Genomic DNA, 25427 nt, shown 5'->3' with positions numbered 1-25427 from the left:
CACACGCGGCCGAGGAGTCACCCGGATGAGCACCACCCAGAGCGAGAGGCTGCGAGAGCTGCTGGAGCCGCTCGTAGCCTCCCAGGGCCTGGACCTCGAAGAGATCGCGGTGGACTCGGTCGGCCGCAAGCGTGTGCTGCGTGTCGTCGTCGACTCCGACACCGGTGCGGACCTGGACCGGATCGCCGATGTGAGCCGCGCGCTCTCGGCGAAGCTCGACGAGAGCGACGCGATGGGCGAGGCCGAGTACACCCTCGAGGTCGGCACCCCGGGCGCGGAGCGCTCCCTGACCGAGCACCGCCACTATGTGCGCGCCACGGACCGCCTGGTGCGGTTCCAGCTCCACGAGGGCGGCGAACTGGTCGCACGCATTCTCGGCGTGGACGACGACGGACTCGACCTCGAAGTGCCCGGAGTGAAGGGCCGCAAGGCCACCACCCGCAGACTCGCCTTCGCCGACATCGACAAGGCCCGCGTCCAGGTGGAGTTCAACCGCAAGGACGACAGCGGCGACAAGAACGACAAGAACACGACGGAAGAGGAGGAGGCGTAGCCGTGGACATCGACATGAGCGCCCTGCGGGGCTTGGTGCGGGAGAAGGAGATCTCCTTCGACCTGCTGGTCGAAGCGATCGAGTCGGCCCTCCTCATCGCCTACCACCGCACCGAGGGAAGCCGCCGACACGCGCGCGTGGAGCTCAGCCGGGACACCGGGCATGTGACCGTGTGGGCGAAGGAGGACCCCGACGACCTCGAAGAGGGCCAGGCGGCCCGGGAGTTCGACGACACCCCGTCCGACTTCGGCCGTATCGCCGCCAGCACCGCGAAGCAGGTCATCCTGCAGCGGCTGCGCGACGCCGAGGACGACGCGACGCTCGGTGAGTACGCCGGCCGTGAGGGCGACATCGTCACCGGCGTGGTCCAGCAGGGCCGCGACCCGAAGAACGTGCTCGTCGACATCGGCAAGCTGGAGGCCATCCTGCCGGTGCAGGAGCAGGTGCCGGGCGAGACCTACCCGCACGGCATGCGGCTGCGTTCGTACGTCGTCCGGGTGGCCAAGGGCGTGCGCGGCCCCTCCGTGACGCTGTCCCGCACGCACCCCAACCTGGTGAAGAAGCTCTTCGCCCTGGAGGTGCCGGAGATCGCCGACGGGTCCGTCGAGATCTCGGCGATCGCCCGCGAGGCCGGCCACCGCACCAAGATCGCCGTACGCTCCACCCGCTCCGGCCTGAACGCCAAGGGCGCCTGCATCGGCCCCATGGGCGGCCGGGTGCGCAACGTCATGGGCGAGCTGAACGGCGAGAAGATCGACATCGTCGACTGGTCGGACGACCCGGCCGAGATGGTGGCGAACGCGCTCTCCCCGGCCCGCGTCTCCAAGGTGGAGGTCGTGGACCTGGCGGCCCGCTCCGCACGCGTGATCGTGCCCGACTACCAGCTGTCGCTGGCGATCGGCAAGGAGGGCCAGAACGCCCGCCTCGCGGCCCGGCTGACCGGCTGGCGGATCGACATCCGGCCGGACACCGAGCAGCCGTCCGAGCAGTCGTCCGACCGCCCGTCGGCGGGGCGCGGGGAATAGATCCAAGCCGCACGGCGCTGAGATCACGACAGTTTTGCGTGCGGTATGTGTTCGATACTTGCCCCGAAGGGGTGAGGTCGGTCCGGGGAGGTAGACTTAGCTGTGTCTGGCCGGACACGTACCCGAGCATGCCCCGAGCGCACCTGCGTGGGGTGTCGGGAGCGAGCGGTCAAGAGCGAGCTGCTGCGCACTGTGGCGGTCGAGGGTGATTGCACCCCCGATCCACGCGGTACGCTGCCCGGCCGGGGTGCCTATGTGCACCCCGCACCGGTCTGTGTCGACCAGGCAGTGCGCCGCAAGGCGTTCCCGCGGGCGCTCCGCGTCCCGGGGCCGCTCGACGTAAAGGCGTTGCGCCGCTACGTCGAGCAGGCACAGGGTTGCCGACAGCAGCTGTAGGCAACGTGCCAATGAAGACGAGCCGTACGGAACCCCGTGCGGCCTGGTACCTCGCGAAGTGAAAGCAGGTCGAGATTGCGATGAGCACTCGATGAGTACGCGATGAGTACGCCCATGAACTAGCGACGGTCCGGACGCAACCCGGACCTCAGAGGAGCGAAGTGGCTAAGGTCCGGGTCTACGAACTCGCCAAGGAGTTCGGTGTCGAGAGCAAGGTCGTCATGGCCAAGCTCCAGGAACTCGGTGAGTTCGTCCGTTCGGCGTCTTCGACGATCGAGGCGCCCGTAGTACGCAAGCTGACAGACGCGTTCCAGCAGGGCAGTGGCAACGGCCGGTCCGCCGGTCGCCCCGCGGCCCCCAAGAAGGCGGCCCCCAGGCCCGCCGCGCCGTCCCCGGCGCAGGCTGGGAGCCCCTCCGCCAAGGCAGTGGGGGACCGTCCGGCCGCCCCGCGGCCGCCGGCCGCCCCCAAGCCCGCGGCTGCCCAGCAGCCCGAGGCTCCGTCGGCCCCCGCGCCGGCGCCGTCCCAGGGCCAGTCCCAGGGCCAGCGTCCGACGCCGGGCCCGAAGCCCGCGCCGCGTCCGGCTCCCGCTGCCCCGGAGTTCACCGCTCCGCCGGCCGCTCCGGCCGCGCCGGCCGCCTCGACTCCGGCTCCGGCCGGACCGAAGCCCGGTGGCGCCCGTCCCGGTGCTCCCAAGCCCGGCGGCAGCCGTCCGTCCGGTCCGGGTCAGGACCGCGGTCAGCAGGGCGGCCAGGGCCGTCCCGGTGGCCAGCGCCCCGGCGCTCCGGCGCAGCGTCCCGGAGGCCGCCCCGGCGGTCCGCGTCCGGGTAACAACCCCTTCACCTCCGGCGGCAACGCCGGCATGGCGCGCCCGCAGGCGCCCCGTCCGCAGGGCGGCCCGCGCCCGGGTGGTCCCGGTGCCCCCGGTGCCGGTCCCCGTCCGCAGGCTTCCGGCGGCCAGGGCGGCGGTCCTCGTCCCCAGGCTCCGGGCGGCAACCGTCCGAGCCCGGGCTCGATGCCGCGTCCGCAGGGCGGCGGCGCAGGTCCCCGTCCCGGCGGCGGCCCGCGTCCGAACCCCGGCATGATGCCGCAGCGTCCCGCTGCCGGCCCGCGTCCCGGCCCCGGTGGCGGCGGTCGCGGTCCCGGCGGTGCCGGTCGTCCCGGTGGCGGTGGCGGCGGCGGTCGTCCCGGTGGCGGCGGCGGCTTCGCCGGTCGTCCCGGTGGCGGTGGCGGCGGCGGTCGTCCCGGTGGCGGCGGCGGCTTCGCCGGTCGTCCCGGTGGCGGTGGCGGCTTCGGCGGCGGCGGTGGCCGTCCCGGCTTCGGCGGTCGTCCCGGTGGTCCGGGTGGCCGTGGTGGCACGCAGGGCGCCTTCGGTCGCCCCGGCGGTCCCGCGCGTCGCGGTCGCAAGTCGAAGCGGCAGAGGCGCCAGGAGTACGAGGCCATGCAGGCCCCGTCGGTCGGCGGCGTGATGCTGCCTCGCGGCAACGGCGAAGCCATTCGCCTGTCGCGCGGTGCCTCGCTCACCGACTTCGCGGAGAAGATCAACGCCAACCCGGCGTCGCTCGTCGCGGTCATGATGAACCTCGGCGAGATGGTCACCGCGACCCAGTCCGTCTCCGACGAGACGCTCCAACTCCTCGCCGGCGAGATGAACTACACGGTTCAGATCGTCAGCCCGGAGGAGGAGGACCGCGAGCTGCTCGAGTCCTTCGACCTGGAGTTCGGAGAGGACGAGGGCTCCGAGGAGGACCTGGTCGTCCGTCCGCCGGTCGTGACCGTCATGGGTCACGTCGACCACGGTAAGACCCGACTGCTCGACGCCATCCGCAAGACGAACGTCATCGCGGGCGAGGCCGGCGGCATCACCCAGCACATCGGTGCCTACCAGGTCGCGACCGAGGTCAACGAAGAAGAGCGCAAGATCACCTTCATCGACACCCCGGGTCACGAGGCGTTCACCGCCATGCGTGCCCGTGGTGCGCGGTCGACCGACATCGCGATCCTGGTCGTCGCGGCCAACGACGGCGTCATGCCGCAGACGGTCGAGGCGCTCAACCACGCCCAGGCGGCCGACGTCCCGATCGTCGTCGCGGTCAACAAGATCGACGTCGAGGGTGCCGACCCGACGAAGGTGCGCGGTCAGCTGACCGAGTACGGCCTGGTGGCCGAGGAGTTCGGCGGCGACACCATGTTCGTCGACATCTCCGCCAAGCAGGGTCTGAACATCGACTCGCTGCTGGAGGCCGTGGTCCTCACGGCCGACGCCTCGCTCGACCTGCGTGCCAACCCCACGCAGGACGCTCAGGGCATCTCGATCGAGTCCCGTCTCGACCGCGGCCGCGGTGCCGTGGCGACGGTCCTCGTGCAGCGAGGCACCCTGCGGGTCGGCGACACGATGGTGGTGGGCGACGCCTACGGCCGCGTGCGCGCCATGCTCGACGACAACGGCAACAACGTCGCCGAGGCCGGCCCGTCGACTCCGGTCCAGGTCCTGGGCCTGACCAACGTCCCGGGTGCGGGCGACAACTTCATCGTCGTCGACGAGGACCGTACGGCCCGTCAGATCGCCGAGAAGCGCGCCGCCCGTGAGCGCAACGCCGCGTTCGCCAAGCGCACGCGCCGCGTGTCGCTGGAGGACCTGGACAAGGTGCTCAAGGCCGGCGAGATCCAGCAGCTGAACCTGATCATCAAGGGCGACGCTTCCGGATCCGTCGAGGCCCTCGAGTCCTCGCTGCTCCAGCTGGACGTCGGCGAAGAGGTCGACATCCGCGTCCTGCACCGCGGCGTCGGTGCGGTCACGGAGTCCGACATCGACCTGGCGATGGGCTCCGACGCCATCGTGATCGGCTTCAACGTGCGCGCCGCAGGGCGTGCCGCGCAGATGGCCGAGCGCGAGGGTGTGGACGTCCGGTACTACTCGGTCATCTACCAGGCGATCGAGGAGATCGAGGCGGCCCTCAAGGGCATGCTCAAGCCGGAGTACGAAGAGGTCGAGCTCGGTACGGCGGAGATCCGCGAGGTCTTCCGCTCGTCCAAGCTGGGCAACATCGCGGGTGTGCTCATCCGCTCCGGCGAGGTCAAGCGCAACACCAAGGCGCGCCTGCTGCGCGATGGCAAGGTCATCGCGGAGAGCCTCAACATCGTGGGCCTGCGTCGCTTCAAGGACGACGTCACCGAGATCCGCGAAGGCTTCGAGGGCGGTATCAACCTCGGAAACTTCAACGACATCAAGGTCGACGACGTCATCGCGACGTACGAGATGCGCGAGAAGCCGCGGGTGTAACAGCCCCGACTTCCGAGACGGTGCGGTCCGGGGCCGGTCGGCGGAGCACAATATCCGTCGATCGGCCCCGGCCGTTCGTTGTACGGTTCTGATGTCCCCGCCACATGGATGGCGGGGCCATCGATCCCGAACCGGCGGGTGAACCGGTTGCACACATGTATGTGGGGACGCTGTCCTTCGACCTCCTCCTCGGCGACGTACATTCGCTGAAGGAGAAGCGCTCCGTCGTCCGCCCGATCGTCGCCGAACTCCAGCGGAAGTACGCGGTGAGCGCGGCCGAGGTGGAGCACATGGATCTGCACCGGCGGGCGGTCGTCGGCCTGGCCCTGGTGTCCGGTGACGCGGGGCACCTGTCCGACGTACTCGACCGGTGCGAGCGGCTGGTGGCCGGCCACCCCGAGGTGGAGCTGCTGTCCGTCAGACGGCGCTTCCACGGCGACGACGACTGACCAGAAAACGCTGAAGAAGCGCAGACGAGAAAGAGAACGGGAGACGGACCAGTGGCCGACAACGCGCGGGCGAAAAGGCTGGCGGACCTCATCCGAGAGGTGGTGGCCCAGAAGCTGCAGCGCGGGATCAAGGACCCGCGGCTCGGCTCGCACGTCACCATCACGGACACCCGGGTCACGGGTGACCTGCGGGAGGCGACCGTCTTCTACACGGTGTACGGGGACGACGAGGAGCGCGCGGCCGCGAGCGCCGGCCTGGAGAGCGCCAAGGGCATCCTGCGCTCCGAGGTCGGCAAGGCGGCGGGCGTGAAGTTCACGCCGACCCTGACCTTCGTCATGGACGCCCTCCCGGACACCGCCCGGAACATCGAGGACCTCCTCGACAAGGCGCGGCAGTCCGACGAGAAGGTGCGCGAGGCGTCCGCGGGCGCCGCGTACGCCGGTGAGGCGGACCCGTACCGCAAGCCGGACGAGGACGAGGACGAGGCCGGGGCCGCCGGGGCCGACGAGACGGACGACACCGCTAAATGACCGACAAGCTCCCCACGCCCGACGGCCTTGTCATCGTCGACAAGCCGTCGGGCTTCACTTCGCACGACGTCGTCGCCAAGATGCGGGGTATCGCCCGCACCCGGCGCGTCGGGCACGCCGGCACGCTCGACCCGATGGCGACGGGCGTCCTGGTCCTCGGTGTGGAGCGGGCGACGAAGCTCCTCGGGCACCTCGCCCTCACCGAGAAGGAGTACCTGGGCACGATCAGGCTCGGGCAGACGACACTGACCGACGACGCCGAGGGCGAGATCACGGGGTCGCAGGACGCCTCGAAGGTCACCCGCGACGCCGTCGACGCCGCCGTCGCCAAGCTGACCGGCCGCATCATGCAGGTGCCGTCCAAGGTCAGCGCCATCAAGATCAAGGGCGTGCGCTCCTACAAGCGGGCGCGCGAGGGCGAGGAGTTCGAGATCCCCGCCCGCCCCGTCACCGTCTCCTCCTTCGCGGTGTACGACGTCCGGGACGCCGTCGCCGAGGACGGCACCCCGGTACTGGACCTGGTGGTCTCGGTGGTCTGCTCCTCCGGCACCTACATCCGCGCCCTCGCCCGCGACCTGGGCGCCGATCTGGGCGTGGGCGGCCACCTCACGGCCCTGCGCCGCACCCGTGTCGGCCCGTACAAGCTGGACGCGGCCAAGACGCTGGACCAGCTCCAGCAGGATCTCACCGTCATGCCGATCGCGGACGCGGCCACCGCCGCCTTCCCGCGCTGGGACGTGGACGCCAAGCGGGCGCGGCTGCTCACCAACGGTGTACGGCTGGAGATGCCCGACTCCTACGCGGGGGCCGGTGCCGTAGCCGTCTTCGACCCCGAGGGCGGCTTCCTCGCGCTCGTGGAGGAGCACAAGGGCAAGGCGAAGAGCCTGGCCGTATTCGGCTGAGCCGGCCTGCCGTCGGGCTCCGCCCGTGGAGCGGCGATCACGGGGACTTCCACCGTCGCCGCTCCACGGTCCCCCCTCGGTTCCCCCACCACATAGGGTCTATCCAACTCCCCCTTCCTGTTCACCCGTCCGGGCAGGCGCTCGGAGTGAACCGGGGGTGTGGAGGGGGGCGCGTTCGCCACGGGATCTGTCCCATTGATCATCACGCGCCTACCGTCGAACACACAGCACGGGTGTACGGCGGGGAGGTTCGACGATGGCGTCGCGGAACCGGTCCCGGGAGGCGGCGGGCGGCAGGGCAGGACTGCGGTCCCGGGACGGCTTCCCGGAGGCGCGCGGCGGGCCGCCGGCCCCGCCGACCGAAGCGCCACGGATCGCGCCAGACGACGCGCTGATCCGTGTCCACGACCTCGCCGGCCGCCCCCGAGGCACCGGTTTCCTCGCCGACCACCACGGCACGCTGATCACCAGCCATGAAGCGGTCGACGGTCTGTCCCGACTGGTGCTGAGCGGCGCCGGGGACCGCCGCCGTGTCGTGGCCGCCGCCGACGTGACCCCGCTGCCCGGCCTCGGCCTGGCCCTCGTACGCACCGAGGGCCTCGGTGCCGAGCCGCTGCCCGTCGCGGCGCGCGGCAGGGTCGAGGCCGGGACGTACGTCCGGATCGCCGCCGGCGGCTGGCGCGAGGCCCGGGTCCTCGGCGCCACCGACGTCACCTACGCGGCCACCGACCGCTTCCATCGCCTCGGCGACGCCCTGGAGCTCGCGCTCGGCACGTCGGGGCGGGACGCGCTGCGGCTGGGCGGCGGCGCGGCCGGCGGACCGGTGCTCGACATCGCGACCGGCGCGGTCGTCGGCGTCCTGGGCACCGCCCTGAGTTCCGGACACAGCGACGTCGGCTTCGCCGTGCCGTTGCTTCCCGTCCCCGGCCCTCTCGCCGACCTGCTCGCCGAGAACGCGGCGACGGTCCCGGCCTACGGCGCCGACCTCAATCTGGCCGGTGTACTCGCACTCACGGCGACCTCGGTGGGGCAGGACGGCCCGCCGGGGGCGGCAGCAGGAGGTGGGCGCGGGGGTGTGGGCGAGGGTGTGGGTCACGGGTCAGGGTCCGGGTCCGGGTTCGGGTCCGGGTTCGGCCTCGGGTCCGGGGCAGGGTCCGGCTTCGGGGCAGGGTCCGGCTCCGGCCTCGGGTCAGGGTCCGGGTCAGGGTCCGGCTTCGGGTCAGGGTCCGGCTTCGGCGCCCGGAGCGGTCCGGGTGTCGGGGAGGGGGGCGGGCCGGGCACCGGCTGTCCCGCTGATCCGGTCGAACGCGCGGCTGTGGTACGGGAGTTGGCCGACTTCGCCGCGAGCCGCGCCAGTGTGCTCGGCCTGGTCGGCGCACCCGGCAGCGGCCGTACGACCGAGCTGGCGGCCCTCGCCTCCCGTCGCGCCCTGGGCGCGGAACCGGCGCCCACACTGTGGCTGCGCGGCGCCGATCTGCGGGACGACGACATGTCGCTGGCGGACGCGGCACGCAGGACGCTGGCCCGGGCGGCCCGCATCATCGCGGCCTCGGACCGGTCCCGCCCCGCCGGCCTCGGCGACATCACCCCGGACCGCCTCGCCCACCTCGCCCGCGCCGCCGGACGCCCCCTCCTGTTGCTGCTCGACGGCCCCGAGGAGATGCCGCCCGTCCTGGCCCACCGCCTCCCCGAGTGGACGGAGGGCACGGTGACGTGGCTGCGGGACACGGGAACGCGGCTCGTGGTGGCATGCCGGGCGGAGTACTGGGAGCGGGCGGGGGCGGAGTTCCCGCGGGAGCTGTTGTACGGGGCGGTGGCGGGGGCGCCGGCGTCCGGCTCGGTCGCCGGAGTGTCGGGGCCGCCCGGCTCGGCTGCGGGGGAGTGGCCGTCCGGGCAGGTCGCGGGCGTGCCGTCGCCTCGGCCGATCGCTGCCGGGGAGCCGTGGCCCGGGTCGGCGGGCGGTGGCGGGCGCCTCGGGGCGGGCGGTGGTGTGCCGCTGTCCGGAGCGGCCGGTGGAGAGCCGTGTTCCGCGCCGGCCAGTGGTACGTCGTGTTCCGCGCCGGCCAGTGGTGCGTCGTTGCCGGCGCCGGGCGGTGCAGTGCCCTCGCTCGGGACGCCCCTCGACGAGGCGCTGAGGGAGCCGACGGCAGGGCCGGCAGGCAGAGCGCCCACGTCGAAGTCCGCCGATCGCGAAGCGGAACCGCCGTTCGGAGCGGTCGGCGCAGCGCCGAGGCAGACGGCGCCGACCTCCGGGGGGACGAGCTCCGGCAGCGCCTCCGGCAGGACGTCCTCCGGCAGGACGACCTCCGGCAGGACGTCCTCCTGGACAGCGGCCGCTCCGGTTCGGTCGGAGTCCGCCGGGCCCCGGCCCGGAGCCCCCGGCGCTGGGCTCCCGCCCTGCGTCCGTCTCGGCGATCTGCGCGGCGACGAGGCCCGGGAGGCCCGCGCACGCTACCGCCTGCCGGAGGGCGTCCTCGCGGACCCGGACGGCCGGCACCCCCTCACCCTCCGCCTGCTCGCGGAGGTCCACGACGCCCTCCCCGGCTCCCCGCCCACCGTCGGCGTCGAGCGGCACGCGGTCTTCGCGGCGTACCTGGACCTGACGTGCCTGCGCGTCGCCAACCGCCTGGCCGCGGAGAACGGCCTGCACGGCACCGCCGTACGACGACTCGCGGCAAAGGTCTCCGGACAGGTCCACGAGGCGGCCCGGCGCAGTCTCGGCCCGGGCCAGGGCGAGCTGGACCGGGAGTCGTTCGAGGCGCTGTTCCCGTGGGGGCCGGCCCCCGCCCGGCTCGGCGGCGGCACCGGCTGGGCAACGGCCGTACTCGGCGAGGCCCTCCTCGTACCCGCGGGCAGCGGCTACCGCTTCGCCCACGAGGAACTCGCCGACTGGATCCAGGGCACGCACCTCGACCTGGACGAAGCCCTGCGTGCCCTCGTCCACCACCGCGGCACCCCGCCCCACGCCCACACCCTCCCCGTGCCGCACCACCGCATCGGCCCCGTCGTCGAGGCCCTGCTGCTCCTCGCCCGCCAGTACGGCGTCCCCCAACTCGCGCTGACTCTCGAAGAGCTGGTGAACGCGCTGGACACCGACCCGCACTCCTGGTGGGCCGCCCGGCTGCTCGCCGAGGTGCTGACGCGCGTGCCCGACGCCACGCCGTACACGGAGGTGCTGCGGCTGCTCGCCGACGGCATCGTGGAGCGGAGCGGCGAAGGGCGGGCCGCGCCGGGGGAGTTCGGGCCCGCCTTCTGGACGGCCGTGCGACTGCCGGAGGCCACGCGCCTGGACCTGCTGCGCCGCCTCGTCCTCGCCGACGGCCCCCCGCACGAGCCGGGCCCCCGCCACCTCGACACCGTCGCCGGACGGCTCGCCGCCGACCCTACGGCCGTGCGACCGCTCCTCGTCCGCTGGTTCGACGACGAACGGCCGCTGCCCGCAACCCCGCACGCCACCGTCGCGACGGCCGCACAGGCGCTGCTGCACACGCACCGCCACCGCGGCCCGGGCGGCCTGGACGGCCTCACCGAGGTACTCGTGGAGAGTGCCCACCGACGAGCCGACGAACTGCTCGCCGTCCTGGCCGAGGAGGAGCCGTCCGCCCTCTGCCGCGCCGTCGAGCGGTGGGCGCGCGACGAGCGGCCCGCCCGGCGGACGGCGGCGGTGACCCATGGCCTGCGCACCGCACCGCACGCACGCACCGGCGCCGACCGCACCCTGCTCCGCCACGCCGCCCTGGTCCTGCTCGCCGACCCCGCCGACAGCGCCCTGCGCGGCGGCGCGCTCGCCCTGCTCGTCCAGGACCCGGGCAGCCGGGACCGTCACCTCCCGCGGGCCCTGAGCCACTTCGCGGCGGGCGACCCGTACCTCCCGCCGAGCGCGGTGGCCGCCGCCCTGCCGACCCACCCGGAGCCCGTCCTCGACGCCTTCCGGGCCAGGCTGCGCGGGCCGGACGCCGGGGAGGCGCTGCGCAGGCTCGCCGACGCCACCACGCCCGCGCTCGCCCGCCGGGTGGCCGTACTCGTCGGGGAGGCGGTGGTGGAACGCCCGGAGACCGCCGGGCACGTGGCCGCGTACGTCGACCGGCGCCTCGACCGGGACCCCGCGGCCCGCGCCGTACTCCACCCCCTGGTCACCGGCCTGCTCGACGACGGTCCCGAGCCGGTGCGCGCCGCGCTCGCCGGTGTCCTCGCCGGCGACGGTGCCCCCGGCAGCGGCGCTCCCGGCGACGGCGCTCCCGGCAGTGGCATCCCCGGCAGCGGTCCGCTCCGCCGCGAGTTGCGCGAACACCTCCTGGCGCACGAGCAGGACCCCGCCGTCCTGGACGCGCTGCTGCACGCGGCCGCCCGGTGCGGCGGCGACGACCTGCCCGCCCTCGTCCAGCGCACCGGTCTCCTCCTGGTCCGCACCCCGGACGGCGCCACCCGCTTCGACCGCGGCCTGGTCGACCTGGCCCGTCACCTCCCGGGGTTCGCCGCCAGGGTCACCGGCTGGCTGGCCGACGAGCCCCAGGACTGGGCGGCGCTGGTGGGCCCCAGCGCACGCCGCACGATCGAGAACCTGGCGGGCGCCCGGGTCCCGGCGTGAGCCGGATCCGGCGCACCGGGCGTGCACCCGGTCACAGCGCGGATGCCGATGCGGGCGGGAGCCGGACGGCATGGCACCCTTAGACCTGCGTAAGAGGCACCACGGAAACCACCAAGGAGCAGACACAGTGCAGCGCTGGCGTGGCTTGGAGGACATCCCCGAGGACTGGGGACGCAGCGTCGTCACCATCGGCTCCTACGACGGCGTTCACCGCGGACACCAGCTGATCATCAAGCACGCGGTGGGCCGCGCCCGCGAGCTGGGCGTCCCCGCCGTCGTCGTCACCTTCGACCCGCACCCCAGCGAGGTCGTCCGCCCCGGCAGCCACCCGCCGCTGCTCGCCCCGCACCACCGCCGCGCCGAACTGATGGCGGAACTGGGCGTGGACGCGGTGCTGATCCTCCCCTTCACCAAGGAGTTCTCGAAGCTGTCCGCGGCCGACTTCGTGGTCAAGGTCCTGGTCGACCGGCTGCGCGCCAAGGCGGTCGTCGAGGGCCCCAACTTCCGCTTCGGCCACAAAGCCGCGGGCAACGTCGAGTTCCTCATCGAGCAGGGCAAGGTCTACGACTTCGAGGTCGAGGTCGTCGACCTGTACGTGACCGGTGACGCGGGTGGCGGCGAACCCTTCTCCTCGACCCTGACCCGCCGCCTGGTCGCCGAGGGCGACGTCGCCGGCGCCGCGGAGATCCTGGGCCGCCCGCACCGCGTCGAGGGAATCGTCGTCCGGGGCGCCCAGCGCGGCCGTGAGATGGGCTTCCCCACGGCCAACGTCGAGACCCTCCCGCACACCGCCTTCCCGGCCGACGGCGTCTACGCCGGCCGGCTGCACGCCCAGGGCGAGGCGATGCCGGCCGCGATCTCCGTCGGCACCAACCCGCAGTTCGAGGGTACCGAGCGCACGGTGGAGGCGTACGCCATCGACCGCGTCGGCCTCGACCTGTACGGCCTGCACGTCGCCGTGGACTTCCTGGCCTTCGTACGGGGCCAGGCGAAGTTCGAGACGCTGGAGGCGCTGCTCGTCCAGATGGGCGACGACGTCGACAAGTGCCGGGAGATCATCGCGGCGGACGACGCCCGGCAGCCCTGACGACCACGCCGACACCGTCGGCGGCCGTACCGTCGCAGCCATCCCGGGCGGCGGGCGCGTCCTTGCTCCGCCGGTGCCCGGGTGGGTCGTTTCGGCTGTACGGCGGCCGGGGCCCGGCCATGTCCCAAGGCCGCGGTGTCTCCCAGCGGTCCGGAGGCGGTAGGCGCACTCCCGCCCGGGCCGGATGGGTCGCTTGCTGCCGCATGGCAGCTGCGCCCCGCCGTCGCCGTCCGCCCGGCCGTCCAGCGGGGTGGTAGCGCGTCCCCCGGCGGACGGACCCGCCCGGGTCAGCCCGGCCGTACCGCGGCCGTGTCCCCCGCCCCCGCCGCCGACCGCTCCGTCAGGGCCCAGTGGCAGGCGACCCGGGCCGTGTCGCCGCCGGCCAAGATCTCCAAGTCCTGATGGCGGCACGCGTCGGCGACCCCGGCGCGTGCCGCCTCGCCACCGGCCAGGATCTGGCAGCGGACGTGGAAGCGGCAGCCGGCGGGGACATGCGACGGGTCGGGAGGTTCACCGGAGAGCACGACCGGGGCGCCGGGCGCCTCCGGCAGGACGGACAGCAGGGCCTGGGTGTACGGATGGCGGGGCGCCGTCAACACCTGCTCCACCGCACCCGTCTCGACGATCCGGCCCAGGTACATCACCGCGACCCGGTCCGCGATGTTCCAGGCCAGCCCCAGATCGTGGGTCACCACCAGCGCGGCCAGGCCCAGCTCGGTGCGCAGCCGCAGCAGCAGCGCGAGGATCTCGCCGCGCACCGACGCGTCGAGGGACGCCACCGGTTCGTCGGCGACGAGGAGTTCCGGTTCCAGGACCAGGGCGCCCGCGATGACGACCCGCTGGCGCTGGCCGCCGGACAGCTCGTGCGGGTAACGCAGGAAGAAGCGTTCCGGTGGCCGCAGCCCGGCACGGGACAGCGCCTCGTCGACCGCCGTCCGCTCGTTCCCCGCGTGAGCGTGGATGCGCAGGCCCTCGGCGACGATGTCGTACACCGTGTGCCGCGGGTTCAGTGAGCCGCTCGGATCCTGGAGGATCAGTTGGGCCCGCCTGCGGTACGCCTTCAGCGCGCGGCCGGAGCGGGCGAGCGGGGCGCCGTCGAAGGTGACGCGGCCGGCGGTCGGCGGGACCAGGCCGAGCAGGCAGCGGGCGAGTGTGGTCTTCCCGCAGCCCGACTCGCCGACCAGCGCGACGGTCTCGCCCCGCCCGATGTCGAGATCGACCCCGTCCACGGCCCGGGCGGCGGGCGCGCCGCGCCGACCGGGGAAGACGACCTCCAACCCCTGAACGCTCAACAGCGAAGGTGCGGTGCCCGTCGTCGGAGTGCCCGTCGCCGGAGTGCTCGTCATGGGTTGCTGCTCCTCACTCCCTCGTCCCGCGCCGGCGGTGTGCCGCCGGCCGCCGCGCCGTCGGCGGGCGGTGTGCGGGTGCTCTCGGACCCCGCGTGCACGCACGCCGCCCGCCGGTCCTCTCCCGCCGCCCGCAGTGCCTGGTCCTGTGTGGCGCACGCCTCCAACGCGACCGGGCACCTCGGATGGAACGCGCACCCGGACGGCACCGCCGCCGGGTCCGGCGGGTCACCCGGCAGCCCGCGCGGCGCGAACCGCGACGCCGGGTCGCCGATCCTCGGGAACGCCCCCGACAGCGCCCGGCCGTACGGATGCCGGGCGTCCTCGTAGACCTGCCGTGCCGGTCCTTCCTCGACCACCCGCCCCGCGTACATCACCGCCAGCCGGTCGCAGGTGCCGGCCAGTACGGCGAGGTCGTGGCTGATCATGATCAGGCCCACGTCCTGCTCACCCACCAGGGTCTCGATCAGCCGCAGGATCTGCGCCTGAATCATCACGTCGAGTGCCGTGGTGGGCTCGTCGGCGACGATCAGACGGGGATCGCAGGCCAGCGCCATCGCGATCATCACCCGCTGCCGCTGGCCACCGGACAGCTCGTGCGGGTAGGCGCTCGCGCGGGTCGCCGGCAGCCCCACCTGCTCCAGCAGCTCACCGGTCCTCTTCCGGGCGTGTGCCGGCGTGGCCCTGCGGTGCAGCAGGATGGGCTCGGCGATCTGGTCGCCGACGCGGTGCACGGCGTTCAGGGAGTGCATCGCGCCCTGGAAGACGATCGACGCCCTCGCCCAGCGGACCGCCCGCACCCGGCCCCACTTCATCGTCAGCACGTCCTCGCCGTCCAGCAGGACCTCCCCGTCGGTCCGGGCGCCGGGCGGCAGCAGCCGCAGCAGCGCCAGTGCCAGGGTGGACTTGCCGCAGCCGGACTCGCCCGCGATGCCGAGCTTCTCGCCCGCGGCGAGGCTCAGACCGGCCCCGCGCAGCGCGGCCGCACCGCCGGGATACGTCACGTGCAGGTCGCGGACCTCGAGCAGACTCAACGCGACACCCCCAGCCTGGGATTGAGAACGGCCTCCACCGCGCGCCCGCACAGGGTGAACGCCAGCGCCACCAGTGCGATCCCGACGCCCGGCGGCACCAGGTACCACCAGTCGCCCGAGCTCACGGACCCCGCCTCCCGCGCGTCCTGCAGCAGCCCGCCCCAGGAGACGACCGCCGGGTCCCCGAGCCCGAGGAAGGCCAGGGTGGCCTCGGCCAGGATCGCGGAGGAGATGATCAGGGTCGTCTGGGCGAGGACCAGCGGCATGACGTTGGGCAGCACGTGCCGGGACATGATGTGCCAGTGCCCGCCCCCGAGCGCCTTCGCGCGTTCGATGTACGGCCGCGACTCCACCGCCAGCGTCTGGGCCCGGACCAGCCGTGCCGTGGTGGGCCAGGTGGTCACGCCGATGGCCAGCACGATCGTGCCGAGCGAACGGGACAGGACCGTCGCCAGCACGATGGCGAGCACCAGCGTCGGCATCACCAGGAACCAGTCCGTGATCCGCATCATCACCGTGGCGTACCAGCCGCGGAAGTGTCCGGCCGTGATCCCGATGAGCGCCCCGATCGTCACCGACAGCGCGGCCGCGAGCAGCCCGACGAGCAGCGAGACGCGCGAGCCCCAGACCAGCAGACCCAGCAGATCACGCCCGAACTGGTCGGTGCCCAGGAGGAACCGGCCGCTCGGGCTCTCCAGCGGCTGCCCGGGCGCGTTGGTCACGCTCTCCACGTCCGACCCGACGGTGAGCGGTGCGGAGAGCGCGACGAGCACGAACAGCGACAACGCCGCCAGCCCGAACACGCCCGCGCGGTGCCTGCGGTACTCCCTCCAGAAGCGCGCGACGGTGGCCCGGCGCCGCCGCCGGGCGAGAGCGCGCGGCCCGGGTGCCGCGCCTTCCGCCGGGGACTCGGGGCTCTCGGTGCCTTCGGCACCTGTGGTGCTCTCGCTGCCTTCGGTGGTCTCGGTGGTCTCGGTGGTCTCGGCGGTCATCGGCCCACCCTCGGATCGAACAGTGGATACAGCAGGTCGGCCAGTGTGTTCATGAGGATCACCGCGGCGGCGAAGACGAAGAACAGCCCCTGCACCAATGGAAGATCGGGCACACTGAGCGCCTGGTAGAACAGCCCGCCGAGCCCCGGCCACGAGAAGACCGTCTCGACGAGGATGACGCCCGCCACCGTCCGCCCCAGGTTGACGAAGACCAGCGTGACGGTCGGCAGCAGCGCGTTGGGCACCGCGTGCCGGCGCCGTACGAGATCGTCCCTGAGCCCCTTGGCGCGCGCCGTCGTCAGGTAGTCGCCGCCCATCTCGTCCAGCAGCGCCGACCGGGTGACCAGCAGCGTCTGCCCGTACTCCACGGCGACCAAGGTCACCACCGGGAGTACGAGGTGGTGGGCGACGTCGACGACGTGGGCGAAGCCCTCCTCCCTGCCCGACTCCATGCCCCCGGTCGGGAACAGACCCGGGATCGGGTCCACGCCGACCGACAGGACGATGATGAGCAGCAGCCCCAGCCAGAAGGACGGGATGGAGTAGAGCGTCAGTGCCAGACCGGTGTGGAGACGGTCGCCGAGCCCGCCGTGCCGCCATGCCGAGCGGGTGCCGAGGAACACGCCCAGCGCGGTGTAGAGCACGAACGCCGTGCCGGTGAGCAGCAGGGTGTTCGGCAGTGCCTCGGTGATCTTGTCGACGACCGGCGCGCGGAACTGGTACGACGTGCCCAGGTCCCCGGTGAGTGCCTTGCCGCAGTAGTCCGTGAACTGTCGCCACAGCGGCAGGTCGAGACCGAACTCCCGCCGATAGACGGCGATCTGCTCCGCCGAGACCGGCCGGCGGCCGGTCATGAACTTCACCGGATCGCCGGGGATCATCCTGAAGAGGAAGAAGCTGGTGACGAGGACGGCGAGCAGGGAGACGGCCGCCCCGGCCAGCTTGCCCGCCACGTACCGCGGATACGCGCCGACGGAGAGCCCGCGGGCGCGGGGCGACGGCCGCCCCGCGCCCGCGGCCCCCGGCCCGGGCGCCGCACCAGCCTCCGCGGTCGTCGGCCTGCTCACGCTACTCACGGTCGTCCGTCGTCGCCCGGCGGCGGACCAGGAAGAGCACCCCTAGCCCGACGAGGATGACGGCGCCCGCAGCGACCCCGATCACGGCACCGGTCGACGACGAACCGCCGGAGGAGTCACCGGAGTCCGCGGGGACCGCCGACCACCAGCTCCAGTAGCCGTCCTGGCCGTAGATGTTGCCCGCCGCGGAGGGCATGGTCGTGATTGACTCGATCTGGTCCGTGCGGTAGGCCTCGACCGCGTTCGGGTAGGCCATGACGTTCATGTACCCCAGGTCGTACAGCCGCGACTGCATCTGCTTGACGATGTCCGCCCGCTTGGCCGGGTCGTACTCGGCCAACTGCCGGGCATACAGCTCGTCGTACGTCTTGTCGCAGATGAAGTTGTCCGTGGCGCCCGTGTCCTTCGGCGTGGCCGGGAGCGCGTCGCAGGTGTGGATGGAGAGCACGAAGTCCGGGTCGGGGTTGACGGACCAGCCGTCGAAGGCCAGGTCGTACTCGCCGGCCAGCCACGGGTCGGTCACGTTGTCCAGGCAATTGAGGGTGATCGAGATGCCCAGCTCGCCCCACCACTCCTCCAGGTACTTGCCGACCGCCTTGTCGTTCGGGTCGGTGGCGTGGCACAGGACGCGGTAGTTCAGCGGCTTGCCGTCCTTGCCCAGACGCTCGCCGTCGGCGTTCGTCCGGTAGCCAGCCTCGTCGAGCAGCCGGGCCGCCTCGGTGGGAGCGTATGCCAGCTTCTGGTCGGCCGGCGGCTCGAAGAAGTACTGCGGGAAGCGCGGCGGGATGTAGCCCTCGCCCTCGACCGCGTGCCCCTGGAACACCTTGTCGACGATCGCCTTGCGGTCCACCGCCATGAACAGCGCGTGCCGCACCCGCTGGTCCAGCAGGGAGGGGTGGCCGTCACCGAACTTCGTGCCGTCCTTCGCCCGTGCGCCCGGGTTGGTGGCGAGGGCGTGGAAGCGGCGGCCCGGCGCGTCGTTGACGTGGATGTTCTCCTCGTCCTCCAGCGAGGCGGACTGGGCGGGCGTCAGCGACGGCGAGCCGGACACGAACGACACCTCGCCCTTGCGCAGGGCGGCCACGGCGGCGTCCTGGTCCTTGTAGTAGCGGAAGACCAGCTCGTCGAACTTGGGCGCGCCCCGCCAGAAGTCCTTGTTGGCCTTCAGCCGTACATAGCTGTCCGGTTCGTAGTCCGTGAGGACGAACGGGCCGTTCCCGACGACCGGAAAGTCCTTGTCGTTGTTGTACTTCGAGAGGTCGTCGACCTTCTCCCAGACGTGTCTGGGCACGATCGGGACGTCGAGCGCGGTCATGGTGGCCTGCGGCTGCTTCAGCCGGATCACCAGCTGGGTCGGGCTGGGCGCGGTGACCTCCGCGAAGTTGGTGACGAAGCTGCCGTTGGCAGTGGCGGCTCCGTCGTCGGTCATCATCTTGTCGAACGTCCACGCCGCGTCCTCGGCGGTGGCCTGCTGCCCGTCCGACCACTCGGAGTCGGAGCGGATCGTGTACGTCCAGGTCAGCTTGTCCGGCGACGACTTCCACTTGGTGGCCAGCCCCGGGACGACGCGGTTGTCCTCGGGGTCGTAGTTGGTCAGGTACTCGTACGTCAGCCGGTGGATGCTCGTGCTGAGCAGCCGTACCGCCAGGAAGGGACTGAGCGAGTCGACGCTCTGCGCCACGGCGACGGTGAGCACCTTGTCGTCCTCGGCGGCCGCAGCCGACGGGGCGGCGGTCCCCGATGCGAGGAGGAGCGCGGTGGCGCCCGCGGAGGCGAGCAGCCGGATCCTCCGCGGGTGGGTGCCGGTACGTCCACTGCCGTGCTGATCGTGTGTGCTCATGACTACCTGACCTCGCGTCATCGCATGCGCGGGATGCCGTGGGCCCCCGCGTGAGGCGGGCTTGAACAGATGGGAACGGGCTGGAGCGATCCGTGAATGGCTTCGAGCGGACTCGAGCGGGCTTGTCCGGGTGGCGCAAGCGGAATGAAGTGTGTGTCTACCAGCGGCAGTCTGCGCGCGTCAACGGTGCGTCAAACCCCATATGGCCTGCGGAAACAATGAGTTGGTGAAGTATTCACTCCCATTGGCGGAGACCTCTGGCGCCTCCCTGGTGAGAGCCTGACGGCCGAGCCCCACCCGTTCTGCCTGCGAACGTGCGAAGGCCCGCGCCGTCCGGGGACGACGCGGGCCTTCACGCGGTGGTGGACCTACTGCTGCGGCGGGGGAGGCGTCTGCCCCGGCTGCGGATATCCGTAACCGGGCTGCGGGTACGGCTGCTGCCCCGGCTGTGGCGGGTACGGCTGCCCGGGCTGCTGCGGGTAGGGCTGTCCCGGCTGGTGCTGTGCGGGCTGTGCGGGCTGTGCGGGCTGTGCGGGCTGTTCCGGCTGGGCGTACTGGCCCGGCTGTGCGGGCGTACCGGGCTGACCCGGTACGGGCTGTTGTCCGGGCATGGGCTGCTGTCCGGGCATGGGCTGGCCCGGCAGCGGCGGTGCGGCCACCGGCGGCGGGTTGCCGTTGGACGTCCACAAGCCGTGCGACTGCTGGTGGCGGACGAAGTCTTCGGCGACCATCGCCGAGAGGTTGAAGTACGCCTCCCGCACCTTCGGCCGCATCATGTCGAGGTCGACCTCGGCACCGGCGGCCAGGTGCTCGTCGAACGGCACCACGACCACGCCCCGGCACCGGGTCTGGAAGTGGCCGACGATGTCGTCGACCTTGATCATTTTGCCGGTCTCGCGGACCCCCGAGATGACGGTGATGGACCGGGAGACGAGGTCCGCGTACCCGTGCGCGGACAGCCAGTCCAGCGTCGTACTGGCACTGCTCGCACCGTCCACGGACGGCGTCGAGATGATGATCAGCTGGTCGGCGAGGTCGAGCACACCGCGCATGGCGCTGTAGAGGAGACCCGTGCCCGAGTCGGTCAGGATGATCGGGTACTGCTTGCCCAGCACGTAGATCGCGCGCCGGTAGTCCTCGTCGTTGAAGGTCGTGGACACGGCCGGGTCGACGTCGTTGGCGATGATCTCCAGCCCGGACGAGGCCTGGGAGGTGAACCGCCGGATGTCCATGTACGAGTTGAGGTACGGGATCGCCTGGACGAGGTCGCGGATGGTGGCCCCGGTCTCCCGGCGCACCCGGCGGCCGAGCGTACCGGCGTCCGGGTTGGCGTCGATCGCGAGGATCTTGTCCTGCCGCTCGGTGGCGAGCGTGGAGCCGAGGGCGGTGGTGGTGGTCGTCTTGCCGACGCCGCCCTTGAGGCTGATGACGGCGATGCGGTAGCAGGAGAGCACGGGCGTGCGGATCAGCTCCAGCTTCCGCTGCCGCTCGGCCTCCTCCTTCTTCCCGCCCAGCTTGAACCGCGAACCGCCGGCCGCCGGGCGGCTGCTCTTCGCCTTCTGCCTCTTGTTGTTGAGTAGCCGGTCGGACGACAGCTCCACGGCGGCCGTGTAACCGAGCGGTGCGGCACCCGGGTTGGTGGGCTGACGCTGGTCGTGCTGCATGGGCTGCGGCCAGGCGGCGCCGAGGCGGGGATCGACGGGGTGCTGCTGAGGCTGGTGAGGCGCCTGTGCCTGGGGCTGGGCCTGCTGAGGTTGCTGGGGCTGGTCAGGCTGACCGGGCTGCATCGGCTGGGGCGCAGGGGGCGCGGCCTGGTACGGCCGCTGGGCAGACGGGACCGGCGGGGTCTGGGGAGCCTGCCCCGGCTGAGGGGCCATCGGCTGGGCGGCCATCGGCTGGGCCTGCGGATCCTGCGGTGCGAAGCCCTGCTGAGCGGCCGGCGGCGCGGTCGGCGGGGTCTGTGCGTCACCCTGCGGCTGCCTCTGCTGAGGTACACCGGGGTGCGGCTGCGGCTGCGGCTGCGGCTGCGGCTGCTGCTCCGGCGACCGACCGTGCGGCGCGGGCGCCTGCGGGAAGCCGTAACCACCGGGCTGCGCCGGGGGGTAGGGCTGCGGAGCCGGTGCACCGGGCTGAGGGAACCCATAACCGGCGGCGCCGGGCGCGGGAGCACCGCCAGGCTGCTGGACCGGAGGCTGCTGGGCCGCCGGAGGCGTGGCGCCCGGCTGCGGGAAGCCGTAGCCGGCCTGCGGAGCGGGCTGCGCGGGCACCTGGTTCGGCGGCATCGGCGCGGCGGCCGGCTGCGGGTTCCACGCGGCGGGCGCGGGCTGCGGAGCCTGCGGCTGGAACGGAGGCTGCTGGTCCGGTACGCCCTGCTGCGCCGGAGCGGCGGGGGCCGACTGCGGCTCTGCGGGCCACTGGTGCGCCGGGGCGGGTGCGACGGGAGGGTACGACGGAGGCAGGGGCGGTACTCCGCCCTGCGCCACGGGCGGTGTGTCGGCCGGCACGGAGTCCGCCGCCGCGCTGTCCGCGGGAGCGTCGGCCGGAACGGCGTCCACGGGCTCCGCGGCAGACGGCACGGCATCCGCCGGGGGCTGGGCGTCCCGAGGACGGGGCACCGCGTCCTCGGGCTCGTCCTCGGCCGGAGTGCTGTCCTCGGGGGCGGGCTCGGCCACCGGAGCGGCGGGAGCGAGCGGGGCGACCGAAGCGGGTTCATCGTCCTGAGCCGGACCGGCGAGGCGGGCCCCGTCCACGTCGTCCGTCGGGTCGGACACGTCGACGGGGGGCGTACCAACCTCGTCCGTCTCCTCGTCCCGCTCACCGTCGTCGGCGCGTTCGGGACCGCCGCCTGCGACTGCGAAACCGTCGGCGCTCTCGGGTTCCACGGCGTCGTCCGCCACGGCGGAAGGCTCGTCCGGCGCGTCCTCACCGGTCCCGTGGCTTTCGTCGGTCTCGTCGGAAACGGTCACCGCGTCGTCCACGGCGGTGACTTCGGGCTCGTCGACCGCAAGCTCCGGACGCTCGTCCGGCCCGGTGCCGTCCGCCGCGGCACGCCCGGCGATCTCCCGCTGCAGGGCGACGGCGGAGAAGCGCATGGTGGCGCCGCTCTCCAGATCACCGTTGTCCGGCTCCGCTTCCGGCTCCGGCCCCGGCTCGGGCTCGGGCTCGGACTGTGCCTTCGGCTCCTCGGCCGGCGGGGGAGCGGGGGCCTGAAGCTGGAACCCGCCGGCCGGAAACGCCGGTACGGCCGTGGGAGAAGCAGGGTCCGCGGCAGGCGCCGGGGCGGGCACGGCCTCCGGCTCGGCTCGCACCTGCGGTGCAACCTCGGGCTCGCGCGCGGGTTCCGGCCGTGCCTGCGGCTGCTGCGGCTCGAACCCGCTCCCGACCGGCAGCCTGGGCACCCCGGCCGGCCCACCGGTCGGCGGCGCGGGCGGAGTGAAGGGCGCCCCCGGACCCGGCGGCGGAGGCGGCGTGAACGCGGCCCCCGGAGCAGGCGGCGGAGGCGGCGTGAAAGGCGCCCCCGGGGCCGGGGCCGGAATGGAGGAGGAGCCGTTGGACGGAGCCGCGTGCGGCGGCGGAGTCAGCCCCGGCAGCGGCGGAACCGGACCACGGGGAGCAGGCGGAGTGGACGGAGCGGAAGAACCAGAGGCCCCGGCGCCAGAGCCCGCCCCATGCCCCTGGCCCTGCCCCTGCCCCTGCCCCTGATTCTGAGTCTGGCCCTGCCCCTGCCCCTGCCCCGAATCGCTCGACGCGTTCTGCGTGTACCAGGCGGGCGGAGCGTAGTCGATGGTGAACTCGCCCGTCGTCTCGATGGAGGACTCCGCGTCGGGTTGGTCATCGCCGGGTGTAGCCCAGCCCCCGCGGATCCCGTCCCGATCGCTGCTCACAGTTCCTCCTGGTGTGGTCGAGCACCCTCATGCCGTGCTGGGGCGACCGTTTTTGTCGTCCGACGTTGTCCGAATGAAACGAGGTCGTCCGATCGTCGGCCCTCCCCGTACGACGCCGACGCCCGGTCCACGGGTTCTGGCGTCGCGCCAGACACCAGCCTAATCACGAGTGGCCCGACATCGTCAGGCCCCTTCCCCGAGCGCACTCCAGCGCCCAACGTCACAACTCCCAGCAAAAGGCATCGCCTTTCACGCCATACATGGTGAAATCAGGCAGAAAGACCAGGGTGCCGATGTCAGTCCATCCGCCGAGGCGTGCCGAGGAGGCCGATCTCCGTATCGGTCGGCTGCGTCATCACGTACTGCCGGTCCCTGTCCGTGCACCACATGGTGACTCCGTCGGCGAGTGTCGGCAGCGCTTCGTACTCGGAACGGGACAGGCCGGTCAGACGTCCGACCTCGACCGCCTCGTCCGGCGAGATGCGCTGGACGCCCACCAGGCGTGCCTGGCGTATCAACCGCGGCGCAACCGGACTCAGATAGGGAAGCAGCGTCAGGACCGACTGCCAGGGCGTCGAGACCACTCGTCCACGTGGCGGCCGCATACCGCAGTCCCGTACGACCAGGACCGGACCCGTCGGGGTGGCGCCCTGTGGAGGCACCCGGCCGACATCGTGCACGGTAATGCCCGCCTGGCCGCCTCCGACTGTCTGCAGCACTTGGGCCCAGTGCCCCGGGCGACCGGTCTCTACCACCACTCTCGCTCCGGTCGCCGCCACCCGCAGCGCCAGGACCTGCGCTGTCCAGAGGCCCCCGATGAACAGGACATCGAACGGCGTGGGACGGTTCACCCCGAGCACGGCCGGCTGGCCCTCGCTGTTGACGCCCACCACGACACCGTCGTCCCCGGTGGGCAAGGCGAGCCTGTCGATCTGGTCCTTGGGCAGTGTGTGCCGTGAGTGACGAGGGCCCAACAGACCGAATCCGGTGCGCAGCCGCTCCCGCAGGTGCCGGGCCGACTGCCCGGAGGCAGCCGGAGCGGTAGGCGGTGACGGGGTCATCAGCGGGCACCCCCGAGCGGCAAGGTGGCGAGCATGCCGGGCAGTTGCTCGCGATCCAGACGCACGATCCCGGTCCGCGCCTGGCGCGCGACGTTCTCCAGGCCCCGCCGGGCGTCCGCCAGTTCGGTGCTGCTGCGGCCGGTGACCCGTACGTGGCCCGTAATCGTCACATCCTGGCGGCCGTGCGGGGCCAGGGTCAGGCTGAACGTGGTCGCCAGCGCAGGCACCGCCGTCAGCTGGGCCACCAGCTGCGGCAGTCCTGCTCCCGGGCCGCCCAGCTGAGGCCAGCCGCGCACCCAGTACGTGGTGTGCCGTCGGTTGTCGCATCGCCAACTGCGGCCTGACTCCTCCGTACGTCGCCGGGGAGCCGCACCCTGCCCGGTCTGGACCGTGACCATCGGGTTCGCGCACATCGAGGTGGCGAGGGCGGACGACAGCTCCTCCTCGGTCAGAAGGCTCACCCGGAACCCGGCCCCCGTCAGCCGGCTGGACAGGTGTTCCGCCGACCGCACCAGGCACCTCTGGGTCCCCGCCAGCCCGCCGCCGCGCGCGGCCACCGCGTCCGGGCACAGCTCGGGGTCGAGCTTCAGAGCGATCCACGTGATGCGGACCGCGGGAGACGCTATCTCGGACTGCAACTGGGTGTAGTTGGTCACCACCACCGACTGCCGCGGCAGATGGGGCGCGGGTGCAGTCTGCGTGTGCAGCACGATCTGTGCAGACTCCAGGTGGATGCCGTCCACGTCGAGCACATCCCGGACCAGAGCGAGGGGGAGCGGCATGCGTGCCCGGTCGGCTCGCAACGCCCCGGCGTCGGCCTCCACCTGCAGCACGGCGGTGAGAAAGCTTCCGTCGCCCACCATGCCCACCGGCCGCCGGTCACGCTCGTCGCGGTGGACGAAGCTGTACGTGCGCAGGTTCGGTTCGCATTCCACGGCCGGGGCCAGGCCAGCGTCGACGCCCTCCGGCACCGCGGTGTGCGGGGCAGTGCGGAGGCGGGCACGCAGTGCTAGGTGGCTGGCCAGCCACTCCGGTAGGGAGCGCCGCCGGCGACGTACCACCGCGAGAAGTACGAGTACCACGGCTGCAGCCATCGTCGGCACCAGCGCGACCGATCCGGCCAGCCAGCCGCACACCAACAGCGCGGCGGCCAGCTCCAGCAGCACCAACCGCTGCAGCGCGGAAGAACCGCCCAGCGCCGGACGTGCCTGCAGATGTGGTGTGATCGGGGCCTGGGCGGGGAGACCGGGCCCCTGGGCGCCAGGCGTCGCGCCGGGCCGACGAGGCTCCGATTGCGATCGTGACCGGGTCCGCGTTGCGGAAGCCATTACTCAAAATCCCCCGAACTCTCACCAAAAACACTGTGCTCAGCGCACGGCAGG

At 72.8% G+C, this 25427-nt stretch carries 17 protein-coding genes; 9 read left to right on the top strand and 8 right to left on the bottom strand.

Annotation, left to right across the window (positions count from 1 at the left end):
- Window positions 1-25 precede the first annotated feature (25 nt).
- The 9 genes from rimP (at window position 26) to ACIQ1J_RS34310 (ending at window position 12812) form a co-directional block, all read left to right on the top strand.
- Window positions 26-553: a ribosome maturation factor RimP gene (gene rimP, locus ACIQ1J_RS34350; protein ID WP_345638780.1), complete on the top strand. Its 528-nt coding sequence runs from the start codon at window positions 26-28 to the stop codon at window positions 551-553.
- 2 nt (window positions 554-555) lie between these two features.
- Window positions 556-1578 (top strand): transcription termination factor NusA, encoded by a 1023-nt coding sequence (gene nusA / locus ACIQ1J_RS34345; protein ID WP_121749462.1) that lies wholly within the window; start codon window positions 556-558, stop codon window positions 1576-1578.
- Window positions 1579-1680: 102 nt separating this feature from the next.
- Window positions 1681-1974, top strand: coding sequence for a YlxR family RNase P modulator (locus tag ACIQ1J_RS34340; protein ID WP_310870925.1), 294 nt, complete (start codon window positions 1681-1683; stop codon window positions 1972-1974).
- Between the two features lie 161 nt (window positions 1975-2135).
- Window positions 2136-5255 carry a translation initiation factor IF-2 gene (gene infB, locus ACIQ1J_RS34335; protein ID WP_403563139.1) on the top strand — a complete coding sequence of 1040 codons (3120 nt, stop codon included), beginning with the start codon at window positions 2136-2138 and terminating at the stop codon, window positions 5253-5255.
- 155 nt (window positions 5256-5410) lie between these two features.
- Window positions 5411-5704: a DUF503 domain-containing protein gene (locus ACIQ1J_RS34330; RefSeq protein WP_210963919.1), complete on the top strand. Its 294-nt coding sequence runs from the start codon at window positions 5411-5413 to the stop codon at window positions 5702-5704.
- Window positions 5705-5755: 51 nt separating this feature from the next.
- A complete protein-coding gene (gene rbfA, locus ACIQ1J_RS34325; RefSeq protein ID WP_403563137.1) occupies window positions 5756-6235 on the top strand; it encodes a 30S ribosome-binding factor RbfA in 480 nt (159 codons plus the stop codon).
- The gene (gene truB, locus ACIQ1J_RS34320; protein WP_210963917.1) at window positions 6232-7137 is read left to right on the top strand and encodes a tRNA pseudouridine(55) synthase TruB; all 906 of its coding nucleotides are present in this window, start codon (window positions 6232-6234) and stop codon (window positions 7135-7137) included. The genes rbfA and truB overlap by 4 nt, the downstream gene beginning before the upstream one ends.
- A gap of 256 nt (window positions 7138-7393) precedes the next feature.
- Window positions 7394-11725 (top strand): hypothetical protein, encoded by a 4332-nt coding sequence (locus tag ACIQ1J_RS34315; protein ID WP_403563135.1) that lies wholly within the window; start codon window positions 7394-7396, stop codon window positions 11723-11725.
- Window positions 11726-11852: 127 nt separating this feature from the next.
- The gene (locus ACIQ1J_RS34310) at window positions 11853-12812 is read left to right on the top strand and encodes a bifunctional riboflavin kinase/FAD synthetase (protein WP_403563133.1); all 960 of its coding nucleotides are present in this window, start codon (window positions 11853-11855) and stop codon (window positions 12810-12812) included.
- Between the two features lie 287 nt (window positions 12813-13099).
- Here ACIQ1J_RS34310 and ACIQ1J_RS34305 read toward each other — a convergent pair whose 3' ends face one another.
- The 8 genes from ACIQ1J_RS34305 to eccE all read right to left on the bottom strand — a co-directional run bounded on the left by ACIQ1J_RS34305 (window position 13100) and on the right by eccE (window position 25373).
- On the bottom strand, window positions 13100-14158 hold the full coding sequence (locus ACIQ1J_RS34305; RefSeq protein ID WP_403563131.1) for an oligopeptide/dipeptide ABC transporter ATP-binding protein: 1059 nt from the start codon (window positions 14156-14158) through the stop codon (window positions 13100-13102).
- Window positions 14155-15192 carry an ABC transporter ATP-binding protein gene (locus tag ACIQ1J_RS34300; RefSeq protein WP_403563129.1) on the bottom strand — a complete coding sequence of 346 codons (1038 nt, stop codon included), beginning with the start codon at window positions 15190-15192 and terminating at the stop codon, window positions 14155-14157. Before ACIQ1J_RS34300 ends, ACIQ1J_RS34305 begins: the two co-directional genes overlap by 4 nt.
- The gene (locus ACIQ1J_RS34295; RefSeq protein ID WP_403563127.1) at window positions 15189-16184 is read right to left on the bottom strand and encodes an ABC transporter permease; all 996 of its coding nucleotides are present in this window, start codon (window positions 16182-16184) and stop codon (window positions 15189-15191) included. Before ACIQ1J_RS34295 ends, ACIQ1J_RS34300 begins: the two co-directional genes overlap by 4 nt.
- A complete protein-coding gene (locus tag ACIQ1J_RS34290; protein ID WP_403563125.1) occupies window positions 16181-17251 on the bottom strand; it encodes an ABC transporter permease in 1071 nt (356 codons plus the stop codon). Before ACIQ1J_RS34290 ends, ACIQ1J_RS34295 begins: the two co-directional genes overlap by 4 nt.
- A gap of 1 nt (window position 17252) precedes the next feature.
- A complete protein-coding gene (locus ACIQ1J_RS34285; RefSeq protein WP_403563123.1) occupies window positions 17253-19100 on the bottom strand; it encodes an ABC transporter substrate-binding protein in 1848 nt (615 codons plus the stop codon).
- Window positions 19101-19468: 368 nt separating this feature from the next.
- Window positions 19469-22984: an SCO5717 family growth-regulating ATPase gene (locus ACIQ1J_RS34280; RefSeq protein ID WP_403563121.1), complete on the bottom strand. Its 3516-nt coding sequence runs from the start codon at window positions 22982-22984 to the stop codon at window positions 19469-19471.
- A gap of 296 nt (window positions 22985-23280) precedes the next feature.
- Window positions 23281-24045: a hypothetical protein gene (locus ACIQ1J_RS34275; protein ID WP_403563119.1), complete on the bottom strand. Its 765-nt coding sequence runs from the start codon at window positions 24043-24045 to the stop codon at window positions 23281-23283.
- Entirely contained in the window at window positions 24045-25373 is a 1329-nt protein-coding gene (gene eccE / locus ACIQ1J_RS34270; RefSeq protein ID WP_403563117.1) for a type VII secretion protein EccE, read from the bottom strand. The genes ACIQ1J_RS34275 and eccE overlap by 1 nt, the downstream gene beginning before the upstream one ends.
- Between the last annotated feature and the right edge of the window lie 54 nt (window positions 25374-25427).

It is taken from the genome of Streptomyces sp. NPDC097107 (assembly GCF_044762405.1).
GTDB classification, from domain to species: domain Bacteria; phylum Actinomycetota; class Actinomycetes; order Streptomycetales; family Streptomycetaceae; genus Streptomyces; species Streptomyces thinghirensis.
This window is presented reverse-complemented; position numbering and strand designations above follow the sequence as displayed.

Coding starts and splice junctions, on each gene's coding strand:
- rimP (WP_345638780.1), top strand. CDS start 26: ATGAGCACCACCCAGAGCGAGAGGCTGCGAGAGCTGCTGGAGCCGCTC.
- ACIQ1J_RS34330 (WP_210963919.1), top strand. CDS start 5,411: ATGTATGTGGGGACGCTGTCCTTCGACCTCCTCCTCGGCGACGTACAT.
- truB (WP_210963917.1), top strand. CDS start 6,232: ATGACCGACAAGCTCCCCACGCCCGACGGCCTTGTCATCGTCGACAAG.
- ACIQ1J_RS34315 (WP_403563135.1), top strand. CDS start 7,394: ATGGCGTCGCGGAACCGGTCCCGGGAGGCGGCGGGCGGCAGGGCAGGA.
- ACIQ1J_RS34305 (WP_403563131.1), bottom strand. CDS start 14,158: ATGACGAGCACTCCGGCGACGGGCACTCCGACGACGGGCACCGCACCT.
- ACIQ1J_RS34295 (WP_403563127.1), bottom strand. CDS start 16,184: ATGACCGCCGAGACCACCGAGACCACCGAGACCACCGAAGGCAGCGAG.
- ACIQ1J_RS34285 (WP_403563123.1), bottom strand. CDS start 19,100: ATGAGCACACACGATCAGCACGGCAGTGGACGTACCGGCACCCACCCG.
- ACIQ1J_RS34275 (WP_403563119.1), bottom strand. CDS start 24,045: ATGACCCCGTCACCGCCTACCGCTCCGGCTGCCTCCGGGCAGTCGGCC.
- eccE (WP_403563117.1), bottom strand. CDS start 25,373: ATGGCTTCCGCAACGCGGACCCGGTCACGATCGCAATCGGAGCCTCGT.